This is a genomic window from Streptomyces sp. NBC_01716 (assembly GCF_036248275.1).
Taxonomy (GTDB): domain Bacteria; phylum Actinomycetota; class Actinomycetes; order Streptomycetales; family Streptomycetaceae; genus Streptomyces.
In genome coordinates, this window is sequence record NZ_CP109181.1 from 6,549,295 (window position 1) to 6,574,963 (window position 25,669).

23 protein-coding genes are annotated in these 25,669 nt (G+C 70.4%); 13 read left to right on the plus strand and 10 right to left on the minus strand.

From position 1 onward, the window contains the following. Positions 1-37 precede the first annotated feature (37 nt). Positions 38-814, plus strand: a complete 777-nt coding sequence (locus tag OIE74_RS28860; RefSeq protein WP_329392478.1) for a hypothetical protein — start codon at positions 38-40, stop codon at positions 812-814. A gap of 57 nt (positions 815-871) precedes the next feature. Here the strand turns inward: OIE74_RS28860 and cobT are convergent, their stop codons facing one another. Together cobT and OIE74_RS28870 are read right to left on the minus strand one after the other, a co-directional pair. Then, positions 872-1,984, minus strand: a complete 1,113-nt coding sequence (gene cobT / locus OIE74_RS28865; protein ID WP_329392479.1) for a nicotinate-nucleotide--dimethylbenzimidazole phosphoribosyltransferase — start codon at positions 1,982-1,984, stop codon at positions 872-874. Positions 1,985-2,075: 91 nt separating this feature from the next. Beyond that, positions 2,076-3,347 carry a bifunctional adenosylcobinamide kinase/adenosylcobinamide-phosphate guanylyltransferase gene (locus tag OIE74_RS28870; protein WP_329388720.1) on the minus strand — a complete coding sequence of 424 codons (1,272 nt, stop codon included), beginning with the start codon at positions 3,345-3,347 and terminating at the stop codon, positions 2,076-2,078. Positions 3,348-3,440: 93 nt separating this feature from the next. Between OIE74_RS28870 and OIE74_RS28875 the strand changes: the two genes are divergently transcribed. Continuing rightward, a complete protein-coding gene (locus OIE74_RS28875; RefSeq protein WP_329388722.1) occupies positions 3,441-3,668 on the plus strand; it encodes a hypothetical protein in 228 nt (75 codons plus the stop codon). 95 nt (positions 3,669-3,763) lie between these two features. Here OIE74_RS28875 and OIE74_RS28880 read toward each other — a convergent pair whose 3' ends face one another. The 3 genes from OIE74_RS28880 to OIE74_RS28890 all read right to left on the minus strand — a co-directional run bounded on the left by OIE74_RS28880 (position 3,764) and on the right by OIE74_RS28890 (position 7,111). Continuing rightward, a complete protein-coding gene (locus OIE74_RS28880; RefSeq protein ID WP_329392480.1) occupies positions 3,764-5,446 on the minus strand; it encodes an ABC transporter ATP-binding protein in 1,683 nt (560 codons plus the stop codon). A gap of 274 nt (positions 5,447-5,720) precedes the next feature. Further along, a complete protein-coding gene (locus OIE74_RS28885; RefSeq protein ID WP_443076384.1) occupies positions 5,721-6,518 on the minus strand; it encodes a class I SAM-dependent methyltransferase in 798 nt (265 codons plus the stop codon). Further along, positions 6,515-7,111 (minus strand): DUF3043 domain-containing protein, encoded by a 597-nt coding sequence (locus tag OIE74_RS28890; protein WP_329388725.1) that lies wholly within the window; start codon positions 7,109-7,111, stop codon positions 6,515-6,517. Before OIE74_RS28890 ends, OIE74_RS28885 begins: the two co-directional genes overlap by 4 nt. Before the next feature lie 272 nt (positions 7,112-7,383). Between OIE74_RS28890 and OIE74_RS28895 the strand changes: the two genes are divergently transcribed. The 5 genes from OIE74_RS28895 to OIE74_RS28915 all read left to right on the plus strand — a co-directional run bounded on the left by OIE74_RS28895 (position 7,384) and on the right by OIE74_RS28915 (position 13,893). Beyond that, a complete protein-coding gene (locus tag OIE74_RS28895) occupies positions 7,384-8,184 on the plus strand; it encodes a PspA/IM30 family protein (RefSeq protein WP_329388727.1) in 801 nt (266 codons plus the stop codon). Positions 8,185-8,193: 9 nt separating this feature from the next. After that, a complete protein-coding gene (gene pspAA / locus OIE74_RS28900) occupies positions 8,194-8,475 on the plus strand; it encodes a PspA-associated protein PspAA (protein WP_329388729.1) in 282 nt (93 codons plus the stop codon). 170 nt (positions 8,476-8,645) lie between these two features. Continuing rightward, entirely contained in the window at positions 8,646-9,872 is a 1,227-nt protein-coding gene (locus tag OIE74_RS28905; protein WP_329388730.1) for a sensor histidine kinase, read from the plus strand. Beyond that, complete coding sequence (locus tag OIE74_RS28910) at positions 9,869-10,555, plus strand: response regulator transcription factor (RefSeq protein ID WP_329388732.1); 687 nt, start codon at positions 9,869-9,871, stop codon at positions 10,553-10,555. The genes OIE74_RS28905 and OIE74_RS28910 overlap by 4 nt, the downstream gene beginning before the upstream one ends. A gap of 146 nt (positions 10,556-10,701) precedes the next feature. Next, positions 10,702-13,893, plus strand: coding sequence for an efflux RND transporter permease subunit (locus OIE74_RS28915; RefSeq protein ID WP_329388734.1), 3,192 nt, complete (start codon positions 10,702-10,704; stop codon positions 13,891-13,893). A 90-nt stretch (positions 13,894-13,983) separates the two neighbouring features. Here OIE74_RS28915 and nadA read toward each other — a convergent pair whose 3' ends face one another. Next, entirely contained in the window at positions 13,984-15,171 is a 1,188-nt protein-coding gene (gene nadA, locus OIE74_RS28920) for a quinolinate synthase NadA (RefSeq protein ID WP_329388736.1), read from the minus strand. 321 nt (positions 15,172-15,492) lie between these two features. Here nadA and OIE74_RS28925 point away from each other — a divergent pair, with 321 nt between their 5' ends. Continuing rightward, positions 15,493-15,849 (plus strand): HesB/IscA family protein, encoded by a 357-nt coding sequence (locus tag OIE74_RS28925; RefSeq protein WP_030355429.1) that lies wholly within the window; start codon positions 15,493-15,495, stop codon positions 15,847-15,849. 95 nt (positions 15,850-15,944) lie between these two features. Here OIE74_RS28925 and OIE74_RS28930 read toward each other — a convergent pair whose 3' ends face one another. Both OIE74_RS28930 and OIE74_RS28935 read right to left on the minus strand, forming a co-directional pair. After that, the gene (locus OIE74_RS28930; RefSeq protein ID WP_329388742.1) at positions 15,945-17,447 is read right to left on the minus strand and encodes a hypothetical protein; all 1,503 of its coding nucleotides are present in this window, start codon (positions 17,445-17,447) and stop codon (positions 15,945-15,947) included. Positions 17,448-17,537: 90 nt separating this feature from the next. Further along, the gene (locus tag OIE74_RS28935; protein WP_329388744.1) at positions 17,538-17,750 is read right to left on the minus strand and encodes a hypothetical protein; all 213 of its coding nucleotides are present in this window, start codon (positions 17,748-17,750) and stop codon (positions 17,538-17,540) included. A 179-nt stretch (positions 17,751-17,929) separates the two neighbouring features. Between OIE74_RS28935 and OIE74_RS28940 the strand changes: the two genes are divergently transcribed. Further along, positions 17,930-18,904 carry a carbohydrate kinase family protein gene (locus OIE74_RS28940; protein ID WP_329388746.1) on the plus strand — a complete coding sequence of 325 codons (975 nt, stop codon included), beginning with the start codon at positions 17,930-17,932 and terminating at the stop codon, positions 18,902-18,904. Positions 18,905-19,002: 98 nt separating this feature from the next. Here OIE74_RS28940 and OIE74_RS28945 read toward each other — a convergent pair whose 3' ends face one another. After that, positions 19,003-20,385: a cysteine desulfurase/sulfurtransferase TusA family protein gene (locus OIE74_RS28945; RefSeq protein WP_329388748.1), complete on the minus strand. Its 1,383-nt coding sequence runs from the start codon at positions 20,383-20,385 to the stop codon at positions 19,003-19,005. 255 nt (positions 20,386-20,640) lie between these two features. Here OIE74_RS28945 and ctaC point away from each other — a divergent pair, with 255 nt between their 5' ends. The 4 genes from ctaC (at position 20,641) to OIE74_RS28965 (ending at position 25,121) form a co-directional block, all read left to right on the plus strand. Further along, entirely contained in the window at positions 20,641-21,603 is a 963-nt protein-coding gene (ctaC, locus tag OIE74_RS28950) for an aa3-type cytochrome oxidase subunit II (protein ID WP_329388750.1), read from the plus strand. Then, positions 21,600-23,339 (plus strand): aa3-type cytochrome oxidase subunit I, encoded by a 1,740-nt coding sequence (ctaD, locus tag OIE74_RS28955; protein ID WP_329388752.1) that lies wholly within the window; start codon positions 21,600-21,602, stop codon positions 23,337-23,339. The genes ctaC and ctaD overlap by 4 nt, the downstream gene beginning before the upstream one ends. Then, entirely contained in the window at positions 23,336-23,734 is a 399-nt protein-coding gene (locus OIE74_RS28960; RefSeq protein WP_329388755.1) for a cytochrome c oxidase subunit 4, read from the plus strand. Before ctaD ends, OIE74_RS28960 begins: the two co-directional genes overlap by 4 nt. A gap of 127 nt (positions 23,735-23,861) precedes the next feature. After that, positions 23,862-25,121 (plus strand): L,D-transpeptidase, encoded by a 1,260-nt coding sequence (locus tag OIE74_RS28965; protein ID WP_329388757.1) that lies wholly within the window; start codon positions 23,862-23,864, stop codon positions 25,119-25,121. Between the two features lie 33 nt (positions 25,122-25,154). Here the strand turns inward: OIE74_RS28965 and OIE74_RS28970 are convergent, their stop codons facing one another. After that, positions 25,155-25,556: a hypothetical protein gene (locus OIE74_RS28970; RefSeq protein WP_329388759.1), complete on the minus strand. Its 402-nt coding sequence runs from the start codon at positions 25,554-25,556 to the stop codon at positions 25,155-25,157. Between the last annotated feature and the right edge of the window lie 113 nt (positions 25,557-25,669).

Here is a 25,669-nt window from a genome sequence, read left to right on the forward strand (position 1 = left end):
ATAGGTGAGCAAAAGGGTCGGAGTGGAGGCGGGCGGCATGGGTTCCTGGTTCCACCAGAACTTCGTCGAGCCGGGCAAGATCCCGATGCTGCTCGTGCTGGCCTCCTTCGTACTGACCTTTCTGATCACGCGGATGATCACCCGCCTGATCCGGGCGGGGAAGGGGCCGTTCCGCAACCTCGGGTCGGGCGGGACGCACATTCACCATGTGGTGCCCGGCGTGGTGCTCATGGTGATCGGCGGCTTCGGCGCGGTCGGCAGCGCGAGATCCGGAGCCGGGGCGGCGGTGTGCGCCGTGATCTTCGGCATCGGCGCCGGTCTGGTCCTCGACGAGTTCGCGCTGATCCTGCATCTGGACGACGTGTACTGGACCGAGCAGGGCCGGCAGAGCGTGGAGGTCGTGGTACTCGCCGCGGCGCTGGCCCTGCTCGTCCTGAGCGGCTTCTCGCCCCTCGGCGTCGACTCGCTGTCGGGGGAGGAACGCCAGGACCGGACGACGCTGGCGCTGACTCTCGGCTCCAGCTTCGTCTTCGTACTGATCACGCTGTCCAAGGGGAAGCTGTGGATGGCGCTCGTGGGCACGCTGGTGCCCCCGGTGGCGATCGTCGGCGCGCTGAGACTGGCCCGGCCGTGCTCGGTCTGGGCCCGCCGCTTCTACCGGCGCCGCCACCGGGCGCGCGCCCGGATGACACTGCGCGAGTACCGCCGCGTCCGCCGCTGGTCGGCGCCGCGCCGCCGCGTCCAGGACTGGATCGGCGGCGCGCCGGACGACGAACCGGAGCGCCGGGCCGAGGCTGCGGACCCGCCGCACTGAGGCGCCCGCGGCGAGCGGCTCCGGCCGTGCCCGCCGGGGCCTGACGAAGCGCTCCCGTTACGTCACGTCCTCGATGCCCGCGTTCTCCGCCGCCGCCGCCGCCTCCGCCGCCGCCTCCGACTCCGGTTCAGGCTCCGGCCGTTCCGGGAGTTCCGCCCCCAGTGCCGCCGCCGCCTGCACCAGCGGGAGTGCCAGCAGCGCGCCCGTCCCCTCGCCCACGACCACCCCGTGGTCGAGCAGCGGATCGATCGCCATCCGGTCCAGCGCCTTCGCCTGCGCCGGCTCCCCGCTCACCTGGCCCGCCAGCCACCAGTCCGGAGCCCGGAACGCCGCCCGCTGGCCGACCAGCGCGCACGCAGTCGAGACGACGCCGTCCAGAATCACCGGCATCCGCCGCACCGCGCTCTGCAGCAGGAACCCGGTCGTCGCCGCCAGATCCGCACCGCCCACCGTGGCCAGCAGCTCCAGCTGGTCCCCGAGCACCGGCCGCGCCCTGCGCAGGGAGTCCCTGATCGCCGCGCACTTGCGCATCCACGCCAGGTCGTCGATCCCCGCGCCGCCGCGCCCCGTCACCACGGACGCGTCCGTGCCGCACAGCGCCGCGATCAGGGCGGCGGCCGGAGTCGTACCGCCGACGCTCAGATCGCCGAGCACGACCAGGTCCGTGCCGGAGTCGGCCTCCTCGTCGGCGATCGCCATGCCGAGCCGTACGGCCTGCTCGGCCTCCTCGATCGTCAGCGCGTCCTCGACATCGATACGCCCGCTGCCGCGCCGTACCCGATGGCGTACGACCTCTGTAGGAAGCAGCTCCGGATCGCAGTCGAGACCGGCGTCCACGATCCGTACCGGCACCCCCGCGCGGCGCGCGAGCACGGCCACGGGGCTCTCGCCCTCCAGCACCGCGCGTACCAGCAGATGCGCGCTGCCTGCGGGGCGCGCCGAGACATTGAGCGCGGCGACCCCGTGGTCACCGGCGAAGAGCACCACGCGCGGCTGCCGGATGGCGGTGACGGGTACGGAGGCCTGGGCGGCCGACAACCACTCGGCCAGTTCGTCGAGCCGGCCCAGCGCACCGGGCGGGACGGAAAGCCGCTCGCGGCGTTCCTCGGCGTCACGCCGCAGACCGCCGTCGGGGCGCTCGATCAGATCGGAGAAGTCGTCGAGATTCAGCGAGCTCATTCGCCGAACAGTACCGGCAGCACGGGGCGCCCCGGCAAAGCCCCGTCTGCCTCACGGCGCCCCCGCACCGGCCCGCCCGCCGTCACCCGCGCAGGATCAGCGCCTGCCCCGCCACGACCAGCAGGAGGTGCTCGCACTCCGCCGCCACGGCCGCGTTCAGCCGCCCCAGTTCGTCCCTGAAGCGCCTGCCCGACGCCGTCGCCGGTACGACGCCGGAGCCGACCTCGTTGGTCACCAGGACCACCGTGCGCCGCGTCGCGCGCACCGCGCCGACCAGTTCGTCCGTCCGCTCGCGCAGCGCCTCCTCGCCGCCCCCTGTCCACGCCGCGTCGTCCCAGGCGCCCACCCGGTCCATCGCGTCCGTCAGCCACAGCGACAGGCAGTCGATCAGCATCGGCGGGCCCTCGCCGGTGAGCAGCGGTACGAGGTCGCACGTCTCGGCGGTGCGCCAGGACCCCGGCCGGCGGTCGCGGTGCGCCGTGACCCTGGCCCGCCACTCGGGGTCGCCCTCACGGGCCCCGCCCGTCGCGACGTACAGCACGCCGGGGAAGGCGGCGAGCCGCCGCTCGGCCTCGACGGACTTGCCGGAGCGCGCACCGCCCGTCACGAGGGTGCGGCGCGGCAGTTCGGGTACGTCGTGGTATTCGCCGACCGTCAGCGTCGTCCCGTCCGGCACCGCCCGCGCGCCCACCGCCGCCAGCCTCCGGTCCAACTCGGCGCCGGGCGCCACCTCGTGGCCGATGTGGACGGCGATGACGTCGGTGCCAGGACCCACCGCCCCGGCGGCGCGCAGCCTGGCCAGGGCGTCGGGGCGGCCCGTCACATCGGCGAGGAGCATGTCGTACGGGGCGGGCCCGGCGTCCCGCGCGGAGCGGTCACCGCCCCGGCCGGTCCCCCTCCCGCCGGCCTCCCCGTCGCCGTTGCCGGTGGCCGGGAGCCCCGCCGGTGCGCCGCCCGGGGGCAGATACAGCAGCCGCTCGCCGTCGGGGGCCGTCACCTCGTACCCCGTACCGGGGGAGTCCATGGGCACGGCCCGCACCCGGTGCCCGCTGATCAGCGTCAGCACCCTTCCGTCGGCGACCCGTCCGGCCGTCGGCAGCCCGGCGGGCAGTTCGACGGCCGGTCCCTCGTGCGGGTGCGTGAGCAGCACCTGCCGTACACCGGCCAGCGAGTGCCCCGCCCGCGCGGCGGCCAGCGCCGCACCCGGGGTGAGGTCGAGCAGCACCGCCCCGTCCACGAGCAGCGCGGTCGCCGCCCGCGCGAGGGGGCCGCGGGCGGTCGCGCAGGACGCGCAGGGGCAGCGGGTGCGGGGGAGGCCGTCGGGTGCTCCGGTGCCGAGCAGAGTCAGTTCCACGCGGATGATCCTCCCGTGTCACCGCGCTGGGTGCGCGCCCGGCTACGCTGCGGGCAGCAAGCAGATCATTTTCGCGGGCCCCGGGAGGCGGACATGGCGTGGACGTGGCGGTTCGAGAAGACCGACGGGACGGAGGTCCCGCCGGCCGTGGAGCCGGAGGAGTTCACCACGCAGGGCGACGCCGAGTCCTGGGTCGGTGAGGCCTGGAAGGAGCTGCTGGAGGGCGGTGCCGACCAGGTGACGCTCTTCGAGGACGGCACCAAGATCTACGGGCCGATGAGCCTTCAGGCCGATCCGGAGAGCGCGCCCGACGAGAGCTGACGGCGGGAACGTCCTCGCGCGCCCGGCCTCCCGCCCGGCGCTCGGGGACGTACCTCTCTCCTGACCGGAGCAAGTCTCCTTAAGGGGAGGCGTGTTCAGCGGGCCGACGCCAGGAACTGCGTCGCGGCCAGCTCTCCGTACAGAGGATCCTCCCGGACCAGCTCCTCGTGCGTACCCACCGCCCGCACCTTCCCCGCGTCCATCACCACGATCCGGTCCGCCAGCGTGACCGTCGACAGCCGGTGCGCCACCACCAGTACCGTCACGTCCCTGGCGACCTCGGCGACCACATCCCGCAGCGCCATCTCGTTGACCGCGTCCAACTGCGACGTCGCCTCGTCGAGAAGCAGCAGCCGGGGACCGCGCAGCAGCGCGCGGGCGATCGCCACCCGCTGCCGCTCACCGCCGGACAGCTTGGACCCGCGGTGGCCGACGAGCGTCTCAAGACCGTCGGGCAACTGCTCAACCAGCCTCTCCAGCTTGGTCCGTACGAGGACGTCCCTGATCTGGTCGTCGGTGGCGGCGGGCGCGGCGAAGACCAGATTCTCCCGGAGCGTGCCCGCGAGCACGGGCGCGTCCTGCTCGACGTAACCGATGGCCGCCCGCAACTCGCCCAGCGGCCAGTCCCGTACGTCCCTGCCGTCGATCAGGACCCGGCCGCCCGTCGCGTCGTAGAACCGCTCGATCAGACCGAACACGGTCGTCTTGCCCGCGCCCGAGGGGCCGACGAAGGCCGTCATCCCGGCGCCCGGCACCTCGAAGGAGACGCCGTGATGGACGAGCGGCAGCCCGTCGCGGTAGCGGAAGGTGACATCGTCGAAGACCACGGAGGCCGCGGGTGAACGACCGCCCGCCGCCGCCTCCTTGGGAGGTTCGATCTGCTCCGTCTCCAGCCGCTCCGCCTCGATGATCCGCGCGACGGCCGCCGTGCCGACCTGGTACTGAGACGCGGCCTCGACCAGCCGCGACACCGGGTCGATCAGATAGAAGAGGAAGAGCAGGAAGGCGATCAGCGTCGAGATCGAGATGGCGCCCGACGCGACCCGGGCCCCGCCGATGCCGAGCACGGCCAGGAACGACACCTGGATGGCGAGACCGATCGACGACGAGGCGAGCGACTGCCACTTCGCGGATCTGAGGCCGTGCCGCCAGGCGTCCCGTGCGGCGCTCTCCACGACCGCAGCCTCCCGCTCCTCTGCGCCCGACGCCTTCAGGGTGCGGAAGGCGCCGAAGGCGCGCTCCAGGACGGTGGAGATCCGGCCGACCGCCTCCTGCGAACGCCGGGTGGCCTCGGCGATCTTCGGCAGGACGAGCGCGAAGGCGCCGCCGATGAGCACGATCACCCCGAGCGTGACCCCGAGCAGCACCGGGTCCATGAAGCCCATCAGCACGATCGTCGCGACGAACGTGAGCCCGCCGGTCGCGGCCGACACGATCGACTGCGTGGTCACGGCGCGCAGCAGCGTGGTGTCCGAGGTGACGCGGGACATCAGATCGCCCGGCTGGGTCCGCTCGACCTCCGGGAGCCGTAGCCGCAGCAGCCTCCCTATGAGGTCGCGCCGCGCCGAGAGGACGACGGACTCGGCGGTCCGCTCCAGGATGTAGGCGCCGACCGACTCGATCGCCGTGCCGAGCACCACCAGACCGGTGAGCAGCAGCAGGACCCCGGTGATCGAACCGTCCTCACCCAGCCGGTCCACCAGCGCCTTGGCCGCGAGCGGCTGCGCCAGCCCCGTCGCGGCCCCGACGAGTGCGAACAGCGCGCCGAGCGCGACCATCCACCGGTGCGGGCGGAAGTGCCCGTACAGCGCCCGCCAGGTCTCCCCGGCGGACAGCTTCGGCGTCTTCTCCGCCCCGTCGGCCCCCGTCGTGCCCTCGGGCCCGGTTTTCGTGGTGCTTCCGGTGCTTCTGGCGCGTCCGGCGCCGTCGTCCGGTGTCCGGACCGTCTCGGTCGTCCCCGTGATGCTCACATTCGTACGGACGCAGAGAGGCCCCGTGCGCCTGACAGGCCCCCGCCCCCGGCTCCCCGCGGTGCCCCTGTCACCCGCCCCGTCATCCGCGCACGCCGCACAGATGCAGCAGCGCCGCGACCCCTCGGTACGGCTCCGTACGTCCCGCCCGGTCCTCCGCGGCCAGCAGCAGCTCCAGTTCAGCCGCCGCAGGGGGCTCCACGTCGCTGGATATGTTGTCGGAGAAGACGCGTACCCCGTACCAGGTGTGCAGCGGCGCCGCGATCCCGGCGAGCGTCGCCGTCAGCGCCGACAGCCGGTCCGCGCGGACCCGCACGCCCAGCCCGTTCGTGTACGTGGGGGAGTCGAAGGCGTCCAGCGCCCCCGCCCAGTCCCCGGCGACGCCCGGCCGCAGGGCGAGCGCGTCCGCGTTCCGTACGAGGAGCGAGAGCAGCCCGCCTGGTGCCAGCATCCTGGCCAGCCCCGCGAGCATGGCGTCGGGCTCCTCGACGTACATCAGCACGCCGTGACAGAGCACCACGTCGAAACCGCCCGGCAGGAAGTGCACTCCGGTCTGGAGCCCGTCGCCCTCGACCAGCGTGACCCGCTCACGGATCCCGGCGGGTTCGGCTTCGAGCGAATCGCGCGCCGAGGCCATCATCCCGGGATCGGACTCCAGCCCGGTCACGGTGTGCCCGGCACGCGCCAGCCGGAGCGCCTGCGTGCCCCGGCCCATACCAACGTCCAGGACCCGCAGCCGCTGCCCGACGGGATAGCGGGAGGCCAGCTGTTCGTCGAGCTGCCGGGAGACCAGCTCCTGGCGGACGATGTCCCGCAGCCCGCCGAGGCCCGCAGGCCGGCCGGCCGAGCCCCCCGTGAAGCCGGATGCCCCAGTGCTCAGGGCCGGTCCCCGCGCTTGACCTGCGGCTTGGGCAGACGCAGCCGGCGCATCTGGAGCGTACGCATCAGGGCGTAGGCGATGGCGCCGCGCCTGGGCTCGTTCGGGAAGCGCTCCGCGAGCTGCTTCTTCAGCCGGATCCAGATGCCGATGGAGTCGACGATGATCAGCACGATGATGCCCAGCCAGAGCAGCAGCGCGATGTTCTGCAGCTGACCGACGCGGACCATGCTCAGTACGAGGATGATCACCGCGAGCGGCAGGAAGAACTCCGCCATACAGAAGCGCGCGTCCACGTAGTCGCGGACGAAGCGGCGCACCGGGCCCTTGTCACGGGCCGGCAGATAACGCTCGTCACCGCTGGCCAGCGCCTCGCGCTGCTTCGCCAGATCGATCCGGCGGGCCTCACGCTGTCTCTTCATCGCCGACTTGCGGTCGGTCGGCGTCGTCGAGGCACGGCGGCGCTGCGTCTGGGCCTCACTGCGCTTCGGCGTCGGTCGGCCCTTCGGGGCCTGCGGGTCTCTGGTCTGCGTGGAGAGGTCCGCCGTCACCTTGCCGGTGGGCGCCTTCTCGTCCTTGGAGCGGCTACGGAACACAAAGCCCAAGGGTACGGGGTGTTGCGCGGGCGACCCACCCCCGAGGGGAACGATCCGGCAACGGCGGACGTCTGTACTGGTGCAGAGGGGACTTAGCGCCCACTGCCCCCGAAGGTCACCTACTCCCTGCGCCGGAGCGATATGGGGGCCAGTCGTCCTTGGGGATGAGCCCATCCGTGCCCGAACAGTGCGGTAATAGAGGCAGGGCCCGTACTGTGGGTTCTGTTGGAGTGCTGGATCCGGAGTCCGTCAGAAGGGGGCGCGCGAAGCCCATGAGCGGTGTGATGAAACGTATGGGGATGATCTTCCGCGCGAAGGCCAACAAGGCCCTGGACAGGGCTGAGGATCCGCGCGAGACCCTTGACTACTCGTACCAGAAGCAGCTCGAACTGCTTCAGAAGGTACGGCGCGGTGTCGCCGATGTGGCCACGTCGCGCAAGCGGCTGGAACTGCAGCTGAACCAGCTCCAGGGCCAGTCCACCAAGCTGGAGGACCAGGGCCGCAAGGCGCTGGCGCTCGGCCGTGAGGACCTGGCGCGGGAGGCGCTGTCCCGTCGTGCCGCCCTCCAGCAGCAGGTAAGCGATCTGGAGACGCAGCACACCACGCTGCAGGGCGAGGAGGAGAAGCTCACTCTCGCGGCCCAGCGTCTCCAGGCCAAGGTCGACGCCTTCCGTACGAAGAAGGAGACCATCAAGGCCACGTACACGGCCGCGCAGGCGCAGACCCGCATCGGGGAGGCCTTCTCGGGCATCTCCGAGGAGATGGGCGACGTCGGCATGGCCATCCAGCGTGCCGAGGACAAGACCGCGCAGCTCCAGGCGCGGGCCGGGGCCATCGACGAGCTGCTGGCGTCGGGCGCCCTGGACGACCACTCGGGGCTGGCGAAGGACGACATCGCCGCCGAGCTGGACCGGATCTCCGGTGGTACGGATGTAGAGCTGGAGCTCCAGCGGATGAAGGCCGAGCTGGCGGGCGGTCCGTCGTCGCAGCAGCAGGCCATCGAGGGCGGCAAGGGCGACCAGCAGGACAGCTCCCAGCCCTCGCAGAGTCCGAACAAATTCGACAAGAGCTAAGGGCGCGTCATGATCGTACGGATCATGGGAGAGGGCCAGGTGGAGCTCGCGGACAGCCACCTGGCCGAACTGGACAAGCTCGACGACGACCTTCTCGCGGAGATCGACGCGGACGACGGTGACGGTTTCCGCCGCACCTTCCACGCGCTTCTCGACAAGGTGCGTGAGCTGGGCGAGCCGGTTCCCGACGACTCCCTGGAGCCGTCGGGGCTGATTCTGCCCGCCCCGGGCGCCACGATCGAAGAAGTACGCGCGCTTCTCAGCGACGACGGTCTGATCCCCTCTCCCTGACCCTTCCGGCCGCCCCGCACCCCACGCTCCAGCACTCCCGATGCCCCGTGCCCCACGGCACGGGGCATCGTGCTGTGGGACGGCGGTTCGCCCCGGGAACGGGCGCCGGGCCGGGGCCGCCGGTGAACGGATATCACCCGTTCGGCCCTGCACGCCGTACCGTTCCGGTTGTGACCTCACTCGGAACCGGCTTCGACCGCGTAAGGAGCTGGCTGCGCGTCCACCCGCTCGCGTTCGACGCCGCGCTGGCCGCGGCCGTGCTGGTGTGCATGATGGCGGGCGCGTTCGCCGACCCGCGCCCCCGGCACGACGCGCTCCCCTCGTTCGGCCAGGAGGCCCCCGGGCTCCGCAGTGTGGTCCTGATGGCCCTCGGGGCGGGCGCGCTCGTCTTCCGGCGCCGTAACCCCCTGCCCGTGCTCGTCTTCACGGGAGCGGTGAGCGTCGCCGAGCTGCTGGCCAACGACGCGGTGTCGCCGGCCGCGATGAGCGCCGTCGTCGCCCTCTACACCGTCGCCTCGCGCACCGACCGGCACACCACCTGGCGCGTCGGCCTGGCCACCATGGCCACGCTGACGGTCGCCGCGATGGTCTCCGGACCCACCCCCTGGTACACGCAGGAGAACCTCGGCATCTTCGCCTGGACCGGGATGGCCGGTGCCGCCGGCGACGCCGTGCGCAGCCGTCGCGCCTTCGTCCACGCCATACGCGAGCGCGCGGAGCGGGCGGAACGCACCCGTGAGGAGGAGGCGCGCCGCCGCGTCGCCGAGGAGCGGCTGCGCATCGCCCGCGACCTGCACGACGTCGTCGCCCACCACATCGCGCTGGTCAACGTCCAGGCGGGCGTCGCGTCGCACGTCATGGACAAGCGCCCCGACCAGGCCAAGGAGGCGCTCGCGCACGTACGAGAGGCCAGCCGGTCCGCGCTCAACGAACTGCGCGCCACCGTCGGCCTGCTCCGCCAGTCCGGCGATCCCGCCGCCCCCACCGAACCGGCCCCGGGCCTCGCGGTGCTCGACGAACTCGTCGGCACCTTCCGGCACGCGGGCCTGCCCGTCGAGGTGGCCCGCGGCGACGTGGGCGCCCGTCTGCCCGCGGCCGTCGACCTCGCGGCGTACCGCATCATCCAGGAGGCGCTGACCAACGTCCGCAAGCACGCGGGTCCGGGCGCCAGGGCCGAGGTGAGTGTCGTACGGGTCGGACCGACCGTCGAGGTCACCGTCCTGGACGACGGCACCGGCACCGGCGAGCCCGCCGACGGCAGCGGCCACGGCCTCCTCGGGATGCGCGAGCGCGTCACCGCGCTGGGCGGCACCCTCACAGCGGCCCCCCGCCACGGCGGCGGCTTCCGTACGCAGGCGATACTGCCGGTCAAGGCCCGCACGGGGGAGGACACATGACGATCAGGGTGCTGCTCGCCGACGACCAGACACTGCTGCGCAGCGCGTTCCGGGTGCTGGTGGACTCGGAGCCGGACATGAAGGTCGTGGGGGAGGCCGCCGACGGGGCCGAGGCCGTGGCACTGGCCCGTTCCGAGAAGGCCGACGTCGTCCTGATGGACATCCGGATGCCCGGTACGGACGGGCTCGCGGCCACCCGCATGATCAGCGCCGATCCTGAGCTGGACGGGGTCAGGGTGGTCATGCTGACGACCTTCGAGGTCGACGAGTACGTGGTGCAGTCGCTGCGGGCCGGTGCCGCCGGCTTCCTCGGCAAGGGCGCCGAGCCCGAGGAACTCCTCAACGCCATCCGTGTCGCGGCGGCCGGTGAGGCGCTGCTGTCGCCCGTCGCGACGAAGGGGCTCATCGCCACTTTCCTGGCCCAGGGCGGCAGCGCGGGAGAGGGACCCGACTCCGCGGCGTACTCCAAGCGGCTCGCGGCCCTGACGGTGCGCGAGCGTGAGGTCCTCGTCCTCGTCGCGGGCGGCCACTCGAACGACGAGATCGCGGAGCGTCTGGTCGTCAGTCCGCTCACCGTCAAAACCCATGTCAACAGGGCCATGGCGAAACTGGGGGCACGTGACCGTGCCCAATTGGTGGTAATCGCCTACGAATCGGGCCTGGTACGTCCAAGGGTGGAGTAGGTCCCGGGGGTCAGTACTCCAGGCGCGGTATGCGGCGCGTAAGGAAATGGACCTGGGGTTCGACGGAACGGCCCTGCCGGATGGCAGATCGTATAGACGGGCCCCTGCGCCCTTCTGCACGCGTACACCACAGAAGAGAGACCCCAATGTCCTGGCTGTCGAGATTCAGCCTCGCGCAACGGGCCCTCATAGGGCTGATATCGATCATCGCGCTCGTCTTCGGGGCGATCGCCATCCCCCAGCTGAAGCAGCAGCTGCTGCCCTCCATCGAGCTTCCGATGGTCTCGGTTCTCGCCCCGTACCAGGGCGCTTCGCCCGACGTGGTCGAGAAGCAGGTCGTCGAGCCGATCGAGGCCTCACTCGAATCCGTCGACGGCATCACCGGCGTCACCTCCACGGCGAGCGAGGGCAGCGCCGTGATCATGGCCAGCTTCGACTTCGGTGGTGACGGTTCGCAGCAGTTGGTCGCCGACATCCAGCAGGCCGTGAACCGGGCAGGGCCCCAGCTTCCCGATGACGTCGACCCGCAGGTCATCGCCGGCTCGACGGACGACATCCCCACCGTCGTCCTCGCCGCCACCTCCCAAGAGGACCAGCAGGCGCTCGCCGACCGGCTGGAGCGCACGGTCGTTCCGGCGCTTGAGGACATCGACGGTGTCGGTCAGGTCTCCATCGACGGTGTCAGGGACCTCCAGGTCTCCGTCACCCCCGACGAGAAGAAGCTCGCGTCCGCGGGCCTCAACACCCTGGCACTCTCCGAGGCGCTGAAGGCGGGCGGCGCGACCGTCCCCGCGGGATCGTTCTCCGAGGACGGCAAGAGCCGCACCGTCCAGGTCGGCGGCGGCTTCACCTCCCTGGAGCAGATCGAGGACCTGCGGGTCGGCGGTCCGCAGCCCGGCGCCCCCGAGGGCGGGCAGGCCGCGAAGCCCGTACGGCTCGGTGACATCGCCACGGTCGAGCAGGAGCCGTCCGAGGCGACGTCCCTGACCCGTACGAACGGTGAGCCCAGCCTCGCCGTCATGGCCACCATGGACAACGACGGCAGCGCCGTCACCATCTCGGACGCCGTCAAGGACAAGCTGCCGGACCTGCGCAAGGACCTCGGCGCGGGCGCCGACCTGACCGTGGTCAGCGACCAGGGTCCGGCCGTCTCCAAGTCGATCTCCGGCCTGACCACCGAGGGTGCGCTCGGTCTGGTCTTCGCCATCCTGGTCATTCTGGTCTTCCTGGCATCGATCCGCTCGACCCTGGTCACCGCGGTCTCCATCCCGCTCTCGGTCGTCCTCGCGCTGATCGTGCTGTGGACCCGCGACCTGTCGCTCAACATGCTCACCCTGGGCGCGCTCACCATCGCGATCGGACGCGTCGTCGACGACTCGATCGTGGTGCTGGAGAACATCAAGCGGCACCTGGGCTACGGCGAGGAGCGCGAGTTCGCGATCACCTCGGCGGTCAAGGAGGTCGCGGGCGCGGTCACCGCGTCGACGCTCACCACGGTCGCGGTGTTCCTGCCGATCGGCCTCGTGGGCGGCATGGTGGGCGAGCTGTTCGGCTCGTTCTCGCTGACGATCACGGCGGCCCTGCTGGCGTCGCTGCTCGTCTCGCTCACGGTCGTACCGGTGCTCTCGTACTGGTTCCTGCGCGCCCCGAAGGCCGTACGGGGCATGGACCCCGCCGAGGCCCGCAGGATCGCGGAGGAGAAGGAGTCCAACAGCCGTATGCAGCGGGCGTACGTCAGGGTCCTCGGCTTCGCGACCCGGCGCCGGATCACGAGCGTCGTCCTGGCGTTCGTCGTCCTGCTCGTCACTCTCGGCATGGCACCGCTGCTCAAGACCAACTTCTTCGACCAGGGCGAGCAGGAAGTGCTCACCGTCAAGCAGGAGTTGGCTCCGGGCACCAGCCTGGAGGCGGCCGACACCGCGGCGAAGAAGGTCGAGAAGACCCTCGGAGGCATCGACGAGATCAAGGAGTACCAGGTCACCGTCGGCTCCTCCGGCTTCATGGCGGCGTTCGGCGGCGGTACGGGTGCCAACCAGGCGTCGTACCAGATCACCCTGAAGGACTCGGGGACCTACGACGAGACCAGCGACACCATCGAGGACGCCCTCGGCAAGCTCGACGGCATCGGTGACACGACCATCGCGGCCGGCGACGGCTTCGGCGCCCAGGACCTGAGCGTCGTCGTCAAGGCGCCCGACGCGAAGATCCTGGCGGCGGCCGCCGAGCAGGTACGCGAGGAGGTCGCCGGCATCGACGATGTCACCGACGTCCAGAGCGACCTGGCGCAGAGCATCCCGCGCATCTCGGTCAAGGCCAAGCCCGCGGCCGCCGAGGCCGGGTTCACCGATGCCTCGCTCGGCATGGCCGTCGGCCAGGCCGTGCGCGGTACGCCGTCCGGCAAGGCGATCCTCGGTGACACCGAGCGCGACGTGTACGTCACCTCCGCCGAGCCGGCCAAGACGCTCGCCGAACTGAAGGAGCTGCCGCTCGGCGGTGTGAAGCTCGGTCAGATCGCCGACGTCAAGCTGGCGCCGGGCCCGCTGTCCAAGACCCGGATCGACGGCGCCACGGCCGCGACGATCACCGCCAAGCCCGAGGGTGACAACACCGGCGCCATCGGCACCACGCTCCAGTCGAAGATCGACGCGCTCGACCTGCCGGAGGGGGCGACCGCCTCCATCGGCGGTGTGTCCGAGGACCAGGACGAGGCGTTCCTCCAGCTGGGGCTCGCCATGCTGGCGGCCGTCGCGATCGTGTTCATGCTGCTGGTCGGCACGTTCAAGTCGCTGGTCCAGCCGATGATCCTGCTGGTCTCCATCCCGTTCGCGGCGACCGGCGCGATCGGTCTGCTGCTCCTGACCGGTACGCCGCTGGGTGTGCCGGCGATGATCGGCATGCTGATGCTGATCGGCATCGTGGTGACCAACGCGATCGTGCTCATCGACCTGATCAACCAGTACAGGGCGCAGGGGCTCGGTGTGGTCGAGGCGGTCGTCGAGGGCGGCAGGCACCGGCTGCGGCCGATCCTGATGACCGCTCTGGCCACGATCTTCGCGCTGCTTCCGATGGCGATGGGGATCACCGGCGAGGGTGGCTTCATCGGCCAGCCGCTGGCCGTGGTGGTGATCGGCGGTCTGCTCTCGTCGACGCTGCTGACGCTGCTGCTGGTGCCGACGCTCTACACGATGGTCGAGCTCCGCAAGGAGCGCCGAGCGGGCAAGAAGGCGGCCAAGCGCGCCCGTAAGCCGGGCGGCGGGAGTGCCGACGGTGGCGGGAGCGACGGAGGCGGCGTGCCGCCGCACTCCGACGCGTCGCCGGCCCAGCCGGTCAATGTCTGACCGGGGTCGTCCGGAGCAGTAACCGAGTAAGGGGCGCCCGCCAATAGCGGGCGCCCCTTACCGCTGTTCCCGGTACGCCGTGGTCAGGCCCTACGGCAGCGCCAGCATCCGCTCCAGCGCCAGCTGCGCGAAGTCCGCCGTCTCCTTGTCGACCTGGATCCGGTTGATCTCCTTGCCGTCGGCGAGCGATTCGAGCGCCCACACCAGATGCGGCAGATCGATGCGGTTCATCGTCGAGCAGAAGCACACCGTCTTGTCGAGGAAGACGATCTCCTTGTCGTCGGCGGCGAAACGGTTCGCCAGCCGCCGTACCAGATTCAGCTCGGTGCCGATCGCCCACTTCGAACCGGCCGGCGCCTCCTCCAGCGTCTTGATGATGTACTCCGTCGAGCCGACGTAATCGGCGGCGGAGACCACCTCGTGCTTGCACTCCGGGTGGACCAGCACGTTCACCCCCGGGACCCGCTCGCGGACGTCGTTCACCGAGTCCAGCGAGAAACGGCCGTGCACGGAGCAGTGGCCGCGCCACAGGATCATCTTCGCGTTCCGCAGCTCCTCGGTGGTCAGACCGCCGTTCGGCTTGTGCGGGTTGTAGAGGACGCAGTCCTCCAGGGACATCCCCAGGTCCCGTACGGCGGTGTTGCGGCCGAGGTGCTGGTCGGGGAGGAAGAGGACCTTCTCGCCCTGCTCGAAGGCCCAGTTCAGGGCGCGTTCGGCGTTGGACGAGGTGCAGATCGTGCCGCCGTGCTCGCCGGTGAAGGCCTTGATGTCGGCGGAGGAGTTCATGTACGAGACGGGTACGACCTGCTCGGCTATGCCGGCGTCGGTCAGTACGTCCCAGCACTCGGCGACCTGTTCGGCCGTCGCCATGTCCGCCATGGAGCAGCCGGCGGCCAGGTCGGGCAGGACGACCTTCTGGCCGTCGGCCGTCAGGATGTCCGCGGACTCGGCCATGAAGTGGACGCCGCAGAAGACGATGTACTCGGCCTCGGGGCGCGCCGCTGCGTCCTTGGCCAGCTTGAACGAGTCCCCGGTCACGTCGGCGAACTGGATGACCTCGTCGCGCTGGTAGTGGTGGCCGAGGATGAAGACCTTCTCGCCGAGCTTCTCCTTCGCCGCGCGGGCGCGTTCGACCAGATCCGGGTCGGACGGCGACGGGAGGTCGCCGGGGCACTCCACGCCGCGCTCGCTCCGGGCGTCGGCCTCACGGCCGAGCAGGAGCAGTGCGAGGGGCGTCGGCTGGACATCGAGATCCTGACGAGCTTGGGCCGTGGTCACGTCACGCACCCTTTCTTCTCTGCGGAGGAGCCTTTTCGTCTAATTGACGTTATCTATCATAACCCCTTCACGTCACTTTGACGATGGCGATAGCGTCGATGTGACGCATTCCCGGGAACACGGCACATGCCGCCGCGGAGCGGGGTGTGCGAGCATGAAGAAGAACGCAGAACCACGAACAGAAGCTCGACAGAAGGACGGCAGACGAGGCGAGCGGCGGGGCCCGGAATGAATCCGGGGCCGCACCGGTTGTAGCTGTCGGCAATGAGTCCGTACTTCCCCTGCCTCGGCGGGAGAGGCCCCACCCCGGGAGAGAAGCAGATGTCCGTATCGGACGAGACCACCACCGTAAGCGACGGCATCCTCCTGTCCGACGCCGCCGCGGGCAAGGTCAAGGCCCTGCTCGACCAGGAAGGCAGGGACGACCTCGCGCTGCGCGTCGCGGTCCAGCCCGGCGGCTGTTCCGGTCTCCGTTACCAGCTCTTCTTCGACGAGCGCTCGCTGGACGGCGACGTCGTCAAGGACTTCGGCGGCGTCAAGGTCGTGACCGACCGGATGAGCGCCCCGTATCTGGGTGGCGCCTCCATCGACTTCGTCGACACCATCGAGAAGCAGGGCTTCACGATCGACAACCCCAACGCCACCGGCTCCTGCGCCTGCGGCGACTCCTTCAGCTGATCGCGCCTATCGCCGATCGCTGATCGCACAGCCGAGAAGGCGGCGGCCCCCGTTGGGGCCGCCGCCTTCCGCGTGCGTCGGCGTGCTAGGTCCTGTTACTTCCTGAGGGGCACGGCGTCGCCCGTGACCGCGTCCACGACCTTACGGTCGCCAAGTGGCCGGTCCAGCGTCACCTTCTCGGTGAAGCTCTTGGCCATCGCGATGCAGACACCTCCCCGCGGCGCCGAGTCCACCACCTCCACCCTGACCGTGGACGCGCTCTCGTCCGCCCGCAGGGAGTACTCGCCGCACACGCCGTCCACGAAGCGCACGCTCAACGTGCTGCCCTCGGCGCTGTACGTCTCGATCGACGACCCCTGTTCGTCCTGAGGGGGCGCCGCGTCGGCCTCGCCGCCCTGCGTCAGATACTCGGGAAGTACCGCCGTCCGGGTGACCGTCGACGTCGGCCCGCCCCCGGTGCCCGCCACCTCGAACCACCACGCGGGTACGAGCGCCGGCCGCCCGTCCACCTGCTGTGCCGACAGACCGAAGACCGCCTTCTCCAGCGGCACCCGCGTGGGCTTCACCGGCTCCCCGCCCCTGCCCTTCGGCTCGCACGGGGCCGCCGGCTCCCGCCCGTCCTTCTGCGGTACCGCCGACGCGCAGCCGCCGATCCCGCTCGTGCCCGGCGCGTTCACCGACTCGTTCAGCAGCTTCAGCGCCTCGGCCGCGCCCACCACCGGGTACTCCTCGCCCTTCTCTGGCGCCTTCAACTTCCCGCTGCCCGCGACGACTTGGCCGTCCGCGCCGATCTGGATGCCGGTCGACCAGCCGTACGTGGGCAGCCCGCCGATCACGGGCGCGGCGTTCACCACCCGTACGGCGCCCATCAGTTGGCCCGCGTCGAGTGCGGCGTCCTGCTGGCCGAGCGCCTTCAGCACGGGCGCGGCGGCCTTCTTCGCGGCCTCCTCGCTCACCGGTCCCGCCCCGTCCTGGGGTACGACGGGATTGTTCCCGACCGCGCCGCCCCCGCCGCTCGGGCACTCCTTGCCCTTGAGGCAGTTGTCGCCGCCGGGAGCGGGACCGAAGCGGCCGAACGTCCAGTCGCCGGGCGCCTGCTTGTCGACACTGAGCAGCGGGCCCGAACCGTCCTTCTGGGCACCGACCTTCCAGGCCGTACCCGCGAGTTCGGGCGCACCGGCCACCCCCAGGGCCTTGGCGAGACGCGCCACGTCCGCCGCCGCGACGGAACCCTCGGGGCGGTGTACGGCGGCCGAGTCGGGCCCCTCGGGGAGGGTGCCGGCCGCGTGGTACTCGACTCCGTACGGGCTCGGCTCCCCGGGCGCGATCCCGAGGCCGGGATCCGTACCGGAGCCGTCCGCCGACGTCGCGGTGTCCGCCCCGCCGTCGAGTGCCAGCGGCGGCGGATCCAGGTCGCGTGCGGCCTTCTTGTCCGCGCCGTCGCCGTCCGACGAGGTCGTGGCGAGATACGCTCCCCCGCCGCCCGCGAGCAGGACGGCCGCCGCCACCGAAGCGATCACGAGCGGGGAACGCCGCAACCCCGGGCGGGCGCCGTCGCGTTCGCCTCCGCTGTCCTGAGGTCGTTCGGTACTGGTCACCGTCTGCTCCTTCGGGCCGGTCGGCCCCGCCGTGGCCGGGACACCGGTGAGACGGCCGCCAGGAGCGCTCGGTTCCCCGCGACCTAGTACCTAGTCGCCGTACTCGGACATGCCGTCGATCAGCCGGGCGGAGTCCGGCGGGACCGTGACGCCATGGATCAGCGACGGAGGGACGGGGACGGGAGCGTCCGGGGCGGGCTTCACCCAGTCCGGCGCCATCCGCGCGCAGTCACCGCGCAGCTCGGCCAGGCTGGTGTCGGATTCGCGCACGGCACGCTCGCGGGGGACGGTGTCATTCCTCATGCACGCACCGTAAGCACGGAGTGGTCGAGAGGAAAGCCGTACTATCGGGTAGTTTGCCGTTTCGAGGCTCCCGGACCGACCCGATAGCGTGAGCTGTCCACAAGCCCTCCCGTCGCCCACCGCCACCCTTGCCGGAGCGCTGGCGCGCACACCTCCCAATTCCACAGGAGCAGTCAGCCGTGAGAATCGCAGTCACCGGCTCCATCGCCACCGACCACCTCATGACCTTCCCCGGTCGCTTCGCCGACCAGTTGGTCGGAGACCAGCTGCACACGGTCTCGCTTTCCTTCCTGGTCGACAACCTCGACGTACGCAGGGGCGGTGTCGGCGCCAACATCTGCTTCGGCATGGGGCAGCTCGGCAGCGCGCCGATCCTGGTCGGTGCCGTCGGCCCCGACTTCGACGATTACCGCGCCTGGCTCGACCGCCACGGCGTCGACACCGCGTCCGTCCGGGTCTCCGAGGTCCTGCACACCGCGCGCTTCGTCTGTACGACGGACGCCGATCACAACCAGATCGGCTCCTTCTACACCGGCGCCATGAGCGAGGCGCGGCAGATCGAGCTGAAGTCGGTCGCCGACCGGGTCGGCGGACTCGACCTCGTACTGATCGGCGCCGACGACCCGGAGGCGATGCTCCGCCACACGGAGGAGTGCCGCACCAGGTCCATCCCCTTCGCCGCCGACTTCTCGCAGCAGATCGCGCGGATGGACGGCGAGGAGATCCGGCTGCTGCTCGACGGCGCGACGTACCTGTTCTCCAACGAGTACGAGAAGGGGCTCATCGAGTCCAAGACCGGCTGGACCGACGCCGAGATCCTCGCCAGGGTCGGCCACCGGGTCACCACCCTCGGCTCGCGCGGCGTCCGGATCGAGCGCGTCGGCGACGACCCGATCGAGGTCGGCTGCGCGGAGGAGACGGCCAAGGTCGACCCGACCGGCGTCGGCGACGCCTTCCGGGCCGGCTTCCTCTCCGGTCTGTCGTGGGGCGTGGGCCTGGAGCGCGCGGCGCAGGTCGGCTGCATGGTCGCGACCCTGGTCATCGAGACGCTCGGCACCCAGGAGTACACACTGCGGCGCAACCACTTCATGGAACGCTTCACCAAGGCGTACGGCGACGAGGCGGCCGACGAGGTCCGTGCGCATCTGAAGTAGGCGCAGCCCAGGGGGCGCGCGCCCATCACCGGACACCCGTTGTGCGGCCCGCGCCCCCCGGCGTACGCCTTCTTCACGACGCCGGGCACCGGGGGCGGTCAGACGAGACGGCGCACCACGAACGAGGTGCCGTCCCGGCCGCCGTACTCCTGCCCGCGCATCTCGCACCAGGCCGGGATGTCCAGACGGGCGGCCTCGTCGTCGGACAGCACGGTCACCGTGCCGCCCACCGGTACGTCCCCGATGACCTTCGCCAACTCGATCACCGGGATCGGGCACAGCTTGCCGAGCGCGTCCACGACCAGCGAGGGAGTTCCGGCGGCGCCGGCGGACTCCGTCCGTACGACCGGGGCGCCCAGCCGCTCCCGTACACGCGCCACCACCCCCGGCAGCACCTCCAGGAACCGGTCCACCTCCGCCTCGGCCGTACCGGCGGGCAGCGACACCCTGACGTTGCCCTCGGAGAGCACCCCCATCGCCCGCAGCACATGGCTCGGCGTCAGCGTGCTGCTCGTGCAGGACGAGCCGGACGACACGGAGAAGTCCGCCCGGTCCAGCTCGTGCAGCAGAGTCTCCCCGTCGACATAGAGACAGGAGAAGGTGACGAGATGGGGGAGCCGGCGCACCGGATCGCCCACCACCTCGACATCGGGGACCAGTCGCGGCACCCGCGCCCGGATCCGGTGCACCAGCACCCGCAGCCTGGCCGCCTCGTCCGCCGCCTCGGCGCGCACCGCCCGCAGCGAGGCCGCGGCGGCGACGATCGCCGGCAGGTTCTCGAAACCGGGCACCCGCCCCGACTCCCGCTCGTCCACCGGCCCTTGGGGAGCGAACCTGACCCCCTTGCGTACGGCGAGCAGCCCCACCCCGGCAGGCCCGCCCCACTTGTGCGCACTCGCGGTCAGCAGCGACCACCGCCCCTCCACCGGCCCCCACCCCAGCGACTGCGCCGCGTCCACCAGCAGCGGCACCCCGGCCGCCCGGCACGCGTCGGCGACGGCCTCGACCGGCTGCACCGTGCCCACCTCGTGGTTGGCCGACTGGAGGCAGGCGAGCGCCGTGTCCGCGCGCAGGGCCGCCGCGTACGTGTCGGGGGACACCGCGCCCGTACGGTCCACCGGCACCTCCGTCACCGCCGCGCCGGCCCCGCCGGTGACCCGGGTGTGTCCGGCATGAAGCACCGACGAGTGCTCGACCGCCGAGACCACCACATGGCTGCCGACCCGCCGACGGCCCGCGAGCGCTCCGGTCATTCCCGTATGCACGGCGTACGTCCCCGAAGGAGTGAAGACGAGTTCGTCGGGGCGGCAGCCGACGGCCTCCGCCGCGGTCTCGCGCGCGGCGTCCAGCAGCAGCCTGGCCCGCCGTCCCTCGCGGTACAGCCGGGCGGGGTCGGCCCAGCCCTCGTCGAGGGCGGCACGCAGGGCCTCGTGTGCGACGGGGTGCAAAGGAGCGGAGGACGCGGAGTCGAAGTAGGCCACGCCGCAACGCTAAGCCCTGGCTCCCCGAAGGCGTCTGGAGAGGCGTCAGAAGTGCCCCGCGGCAAGCCCCGTCCGGTGCGTTCCACCCCTTCGGGGCCCCGGACGGCGCGTTGGGCACCCTCCATGCGTGACCCCAAATTGCGTCCAGTAGGGTTTGGTCCGCATAAACATCCAAACCCCTGCCCGCGTCAGGGCCGGCGACGACCGTGACGGCCGCAGCCGGCCGCGCGGGCGAGACTCTCGGGAAGGCGCTACGTGAGTCCCAACGGCTCCGACCGCTCGTCGCGGCGCCCGATGCGGCGGAAGCTGCCGCAGGTGCTGACTGCGGGCCTGATCCTCGCGACCGCCACCGGTTGCACATACAAGGATTTCCCCCGCCTTGGAATGCCCACACCGGTGACCGAGGAGGCCCCCAGAATCCTCTCCCTCTGGCAGGGCTCGTGGGCGGCAGCGCTCGTCACGGGCATCCTGGTGTGGGGGCTGATCGTGTGGAGCGTCATCTTCCACCGGCGCAGCCGCACCAAGGTGGAGGTACCTCCGCAGACCCGCTACAACATGCCCATCGAGGCCCTGTACACGGTCGTTCCGCTCATCATCGTGTCGGTGCTCTTCTACTTCACCGCGCGTGACGAGTCGAAGCTCCTCTCCCTGGATGACAAGCCCGCCCACACCATCAACGTGGTCGGCTACCAGTGGAGCTGGGGCTTCAATTACGTCGAGAACGTGGACGGTGAGGCTTCCACCGGCGCCAAGGTCGCCCCGGAACTCGCCGACATCCCCCAGAAGTTCCTGGAGGACTTCCCCGCGGGCGCCGAAGGCGTCTACGACGCCGGAATCCCGGGCACGAGGAACCCCCAGAACGGCAACCCGGGTCCGACCCTGTGGCTGCCGAAGGGGGAGAAGGTCCGGTTCGTCCTCACGTCACGTGACGTCATCCACTCCTTCTGGGTCGTGCCGTTCCTGATGAAGCAGGACGTCATCCCGGGTCACACCAACGCCTTCGAGGTGACTCCCAACCGGGAGGGCACGTTCAAGGGCAAGTGCGCCGAACTGTGCGGTGTGGACCACTCCCGGATGCTCTTCAACGTCAAGGTCGTCTCCCCGGAGCGCTACCAGCAGCACTTGAAGGAGCTGGCCGAGAAGGGGCAGGACGGCTACATCCCGTCGGGCATCGAGCTGACGGACCCGGCCAGGAATGCGGAGAAGAAACAACTGTGAGCATCCTCAACGAACCCAAGGGTGCCGCCGTAGCAGCTGACGACTCGTACGAGAACGAGCTGCCGGTGCGGCGCAAGCAGCCCGGCGCTGTCGTCGTCAAATGGCTGACCACCACCGATCACAAGACGATCGGCACGCTCTACCTGGTCACGTCGTTCGTCTTCTTCTGCATCGGTGGTGTGCTCGCGCTCTTCATGCGCGCCGAGCTCGCCCGTCCCGGCACGCAGATCATGTCGAACGAGCAGTTCAACCAGGCGTTCACGATGCACGGCACGATCATGCTGCTGATGTTCGCGACGCCGCTGTTCGCCGGTTTCGCGAACTGGATCATGCCGCTCCAGATCGGTGCGCCCGATGTGGCGTTCCCGCGGCTCAACATGTTCGCCTACTGGCTCTACCTGTTCGGCTCGATCATCGCGGTGGCCGGTTTCGTCACCCCGCAGGGCGCGGCCGACTTCGGCTGGTTCGCCTACTCCCCGCTGTCGGACGCGGTCCGTTCACCGGGTGTCGGCGCCGACCTGTGGATCATGGGTCTGGCCCTCTCCGGCTTCGGTACGATCCTCGGCTCGGTCAACTTCATCACCACGATCATCTGCATGCGCGCGCCCGGCATGACGATGTTCCGCATGCCGATCTTCTGCTGGAACGTGCTGCTGACCGGTGTGCTCGTCCTGCTCGCCTTCCCGGTGCTGGCCGCCGCGCTCCTCGCCCTGGAGGCCGACCGGAAGTTCGGTGCGCACATCTTCGACGCGGCCAACGGCGGCGCGTTGCTCTGGCAGCATCTCTTCTGGTTCTTCGGGCATCCAGAGGTGTACATCATCGCCTTGCCCTTCTTCGGGATCGTCTCCGAGATCATTCCGGTGTTCAGCCGGAAGCCGATGTTCGGCTACATCGGTCTCGTCGGCGCGACGATCGCCATCGCCGGCCTTTCGGTGACGGTGTGGGCGCACCACATGTATGTGACGGGCGGCGTCCTCTTGCCGTTCTTCTCCTTCATGACATTCCTGATCGCGGTACCGACAGGAGTGAAATTCTTCAACTGGATCGGCACGCTGTGGAAAGGCTCGTTGTCCTTCGAGACACCGATGCTATGGACCATCGGCTTCCTGGTCACCTTCGCCTTCGGCGGTCTGACGGGCGTCATCCTGGCCTCGCCGCCGATGGACTTCCATGTCTCCGACTCGTACTTCGTCGTCGCGCACTTCCATTACGTCGTCTTCGGCACGGTGGTCTTCGCGATGTTCGCCGGCTTCCATTTCTGGTGGCCGAAGATGACGGGCAAGATGCTCGACGAACGGCTCGGGAAGATCACCTTCTGGACGCTGTTCATCGGTTTCCACGGCACGTTCCTGGTGCAGCACTGGCTGGGCGCGGAAGGTATGCCACGGCGGTACGCGGACTACCTCGCCGCCGACGGCTTCACCGCCCTGAACACCATTTCCACGATCAGCTCCTTCCTCCTGGGCATGTCGGTCCTGCCGTTCTTCTACAACGTCTGGAAGACCGCCAAGTACGGGAAGAAGGTCGAGGTGGACGACCCGTGGGGCTACGGCCGCTCACTCGAATGGGCGACTTCCTGCCCGCCGCCGCGGCACAACTTCCTCACGCTGCCGCGGATCCGCTCCGAATCCCCGGCGTTCGACCTGCACCACCCGGAGATCGCGGCGCTCGAACACCTTGAGAACGACGGGCAGAAGGACGCCGCCCTTGTCGGTGGCAAGGAGGTCGGCAAGTGAAGGTCCAAGGCTGGATGTTCCTCTGGCTGAGCCTCTTCATCCTCGTCGTCGCCGCCGTCTACGGCGTGTGGTCGAAGGAGCCCGTCGGCACCACCGCGCTCTTCCTGGCCTTCGGCCTGAGCCTCATGATCGGCTTCTACCTGGCCTTCACGGCCCGGCGGGTCGACGCGATGGCGCAGGACAACAAGCAGGCCGACGTCGCGGACGAGGCCGGCGAGGTGGGGTTCTTCTCCCCGCACAGCTGGCAGCCGCTCTCCCTGGCCGTCGGCGGGGCGCTCGCGTTCCTCTCCATCGCCATCGGCTGGTGGCTGCTGTTCTTCTCCTTCCCGGTACTCCTGATCGGCCTGTGGGGCTGGGTCTTCGAGTACTACAGCGGTGAGAACCAGAACCAGTAGGCACCGCGGCGGACAGCCGTAATTGGCACAAGGGGCCCGGATCCTCCTCACCCCTGAGGAGGATCCGGGCCCCTCGTTTGCAGTCACACAGCGCGCCGTAACCGAACATTCTTCATAACGTGTGCATATGAACCACAAGCCGCGCTTTCGCACCGTTCTCGGCTGCACTGTGCTGGTCCTGTCCTTCGGGGCGGCAGCGACCGGCTGTGGCGGCCCGGACGGCCACCCGCTGTCCGGCAAGCCCTACGACGCAGCCGACCAGGTCTCCCTCAACGCACCCAAGGGTGACGCCAAGGCGAACCCTGACAAGCCACTGGAAATCGTCGCCAAGGGCGGTGACGCACGTATCACCGACGTGACCGTCACGGACGGCTCCGGCCACCACCTGGCGGGCGAGCTGGCCGCGGACGGGGCCCGCTGGCACTCCACGGCGCCACTGGCCGCCGGTGCCCGCTACACCGTGAAGGTCTCCACGGAGGACGACGACGGTGCCCCTGGCAGCCGTACGCTCGACTTCGAGACGTCCCGGGTGAAGCAGCGGAACCTGGCCGTGAAGTTCGGCCCCAAGGCCGGCAAGTACGGCGTCGGCCAGCCCATCACCGCCGAGCTCGGCACGCCGGTCAAGGACAAGGAGGCCAGGGCCGTCGTCGAGCGGGGCCTCAAGGTCCGCTCCAGCCCCGCCGTGGAGGGCGCCTGGCACTGGGTCGACGACAAGACCCTGCACTTCCGGCCCAGGGAGTACTGGCCCGCCAACGCGTCCGTCAACGTCAGCAGCACCCTCGACGGCATCAAGGTCGGCGACAAGCTGTACGGCGGACCGGTCAAGCCCCTCAAGATCAGCACCGGCGACCGGCTCGAAGCCATCGCCGACGCCGGTACGCACCACATGACGGTGATGCGCAACGGCGAGGAGATCAAGACCGTCCCCGTGACCACCGGCAAGCCCGGCTTCTCGACCCGTAACGGCATCAAGGTGGTGCTGGAGAAGCAGTCGTTCGTCCGCATGCGCGGCACCAGCGTCGGCATCGCGGCGGGCAGCAGCGAGTCGTACGACCTGCCGGTCCACTACGCGACCCGGGTCACCTGGAGCGGTGAGTACGTCCACGCCGCCCCGTGGTCCGTCGGCTCACAGGGGTCGGCGAACGTCAGCCACGGCTGTGTCGGTATGTCCACCGACAACGCCCAATGGTTCTTCGACACCGTCCGCGAGGGCGACATCGTCAGAGTCGTCAACAGCGAGGGCGAGGACATGGACCCGTTCGGCAACGGCTTCGGCGACTGGAACCTGGACTGGAACGAGTGGCGCCAGGGCAGCGCGCTGCTGGGCGGCGGGACCAAGGACGGCTCCGGCCCGGTGGAAGCCGCCCGGCTGCGTCCGCAGGTCTGACGCGGGCCGGGTGAACCGGCCCCGGTGGAGCCGTCAGGCTTCCACGGCGAGCCTGGTGCGCAGCAGCGCGGCCAGTGCCTCCGGGAAGCCGACCGGCTCCACCGGCAGCGTCACAGCGGCCTCCGCACGGCTCCAGGTGGCCAGCCATGCGTCCTGCGGGCGGCCCATCAGCAGCAGTACCGGCGGGGAGTTGAAGATCTCGTCCTTGATCTGCCGGCACAGGCCCATGCCGCCGATGGGCGTGGCCTCACCGTCGAAGACGCAGGCGTCGACGCCGCCCTTGTCGAGCACCTTGAGCACGGCGTGCATTGTCGCGCACTCCACGTACTCGACCGGCGGCAGATCGGCGGCCGGCCGGCGTCCCGCGGCCGTCCGCACCTGCTCGCGGGTGTTCGCGTTGTCGCTGTAGACCAGGACCGTGGCGGTCGGCTCCATTGTTCCTCCGTGACATCCGTCGTGACGTCGGATGCTACTCCGTCGGCCACCAAGTCACACGGGTCCCGCCCCTCCCGCAAAGGGCCGTTCGATCCCGGCCCTGATCGCCTCCG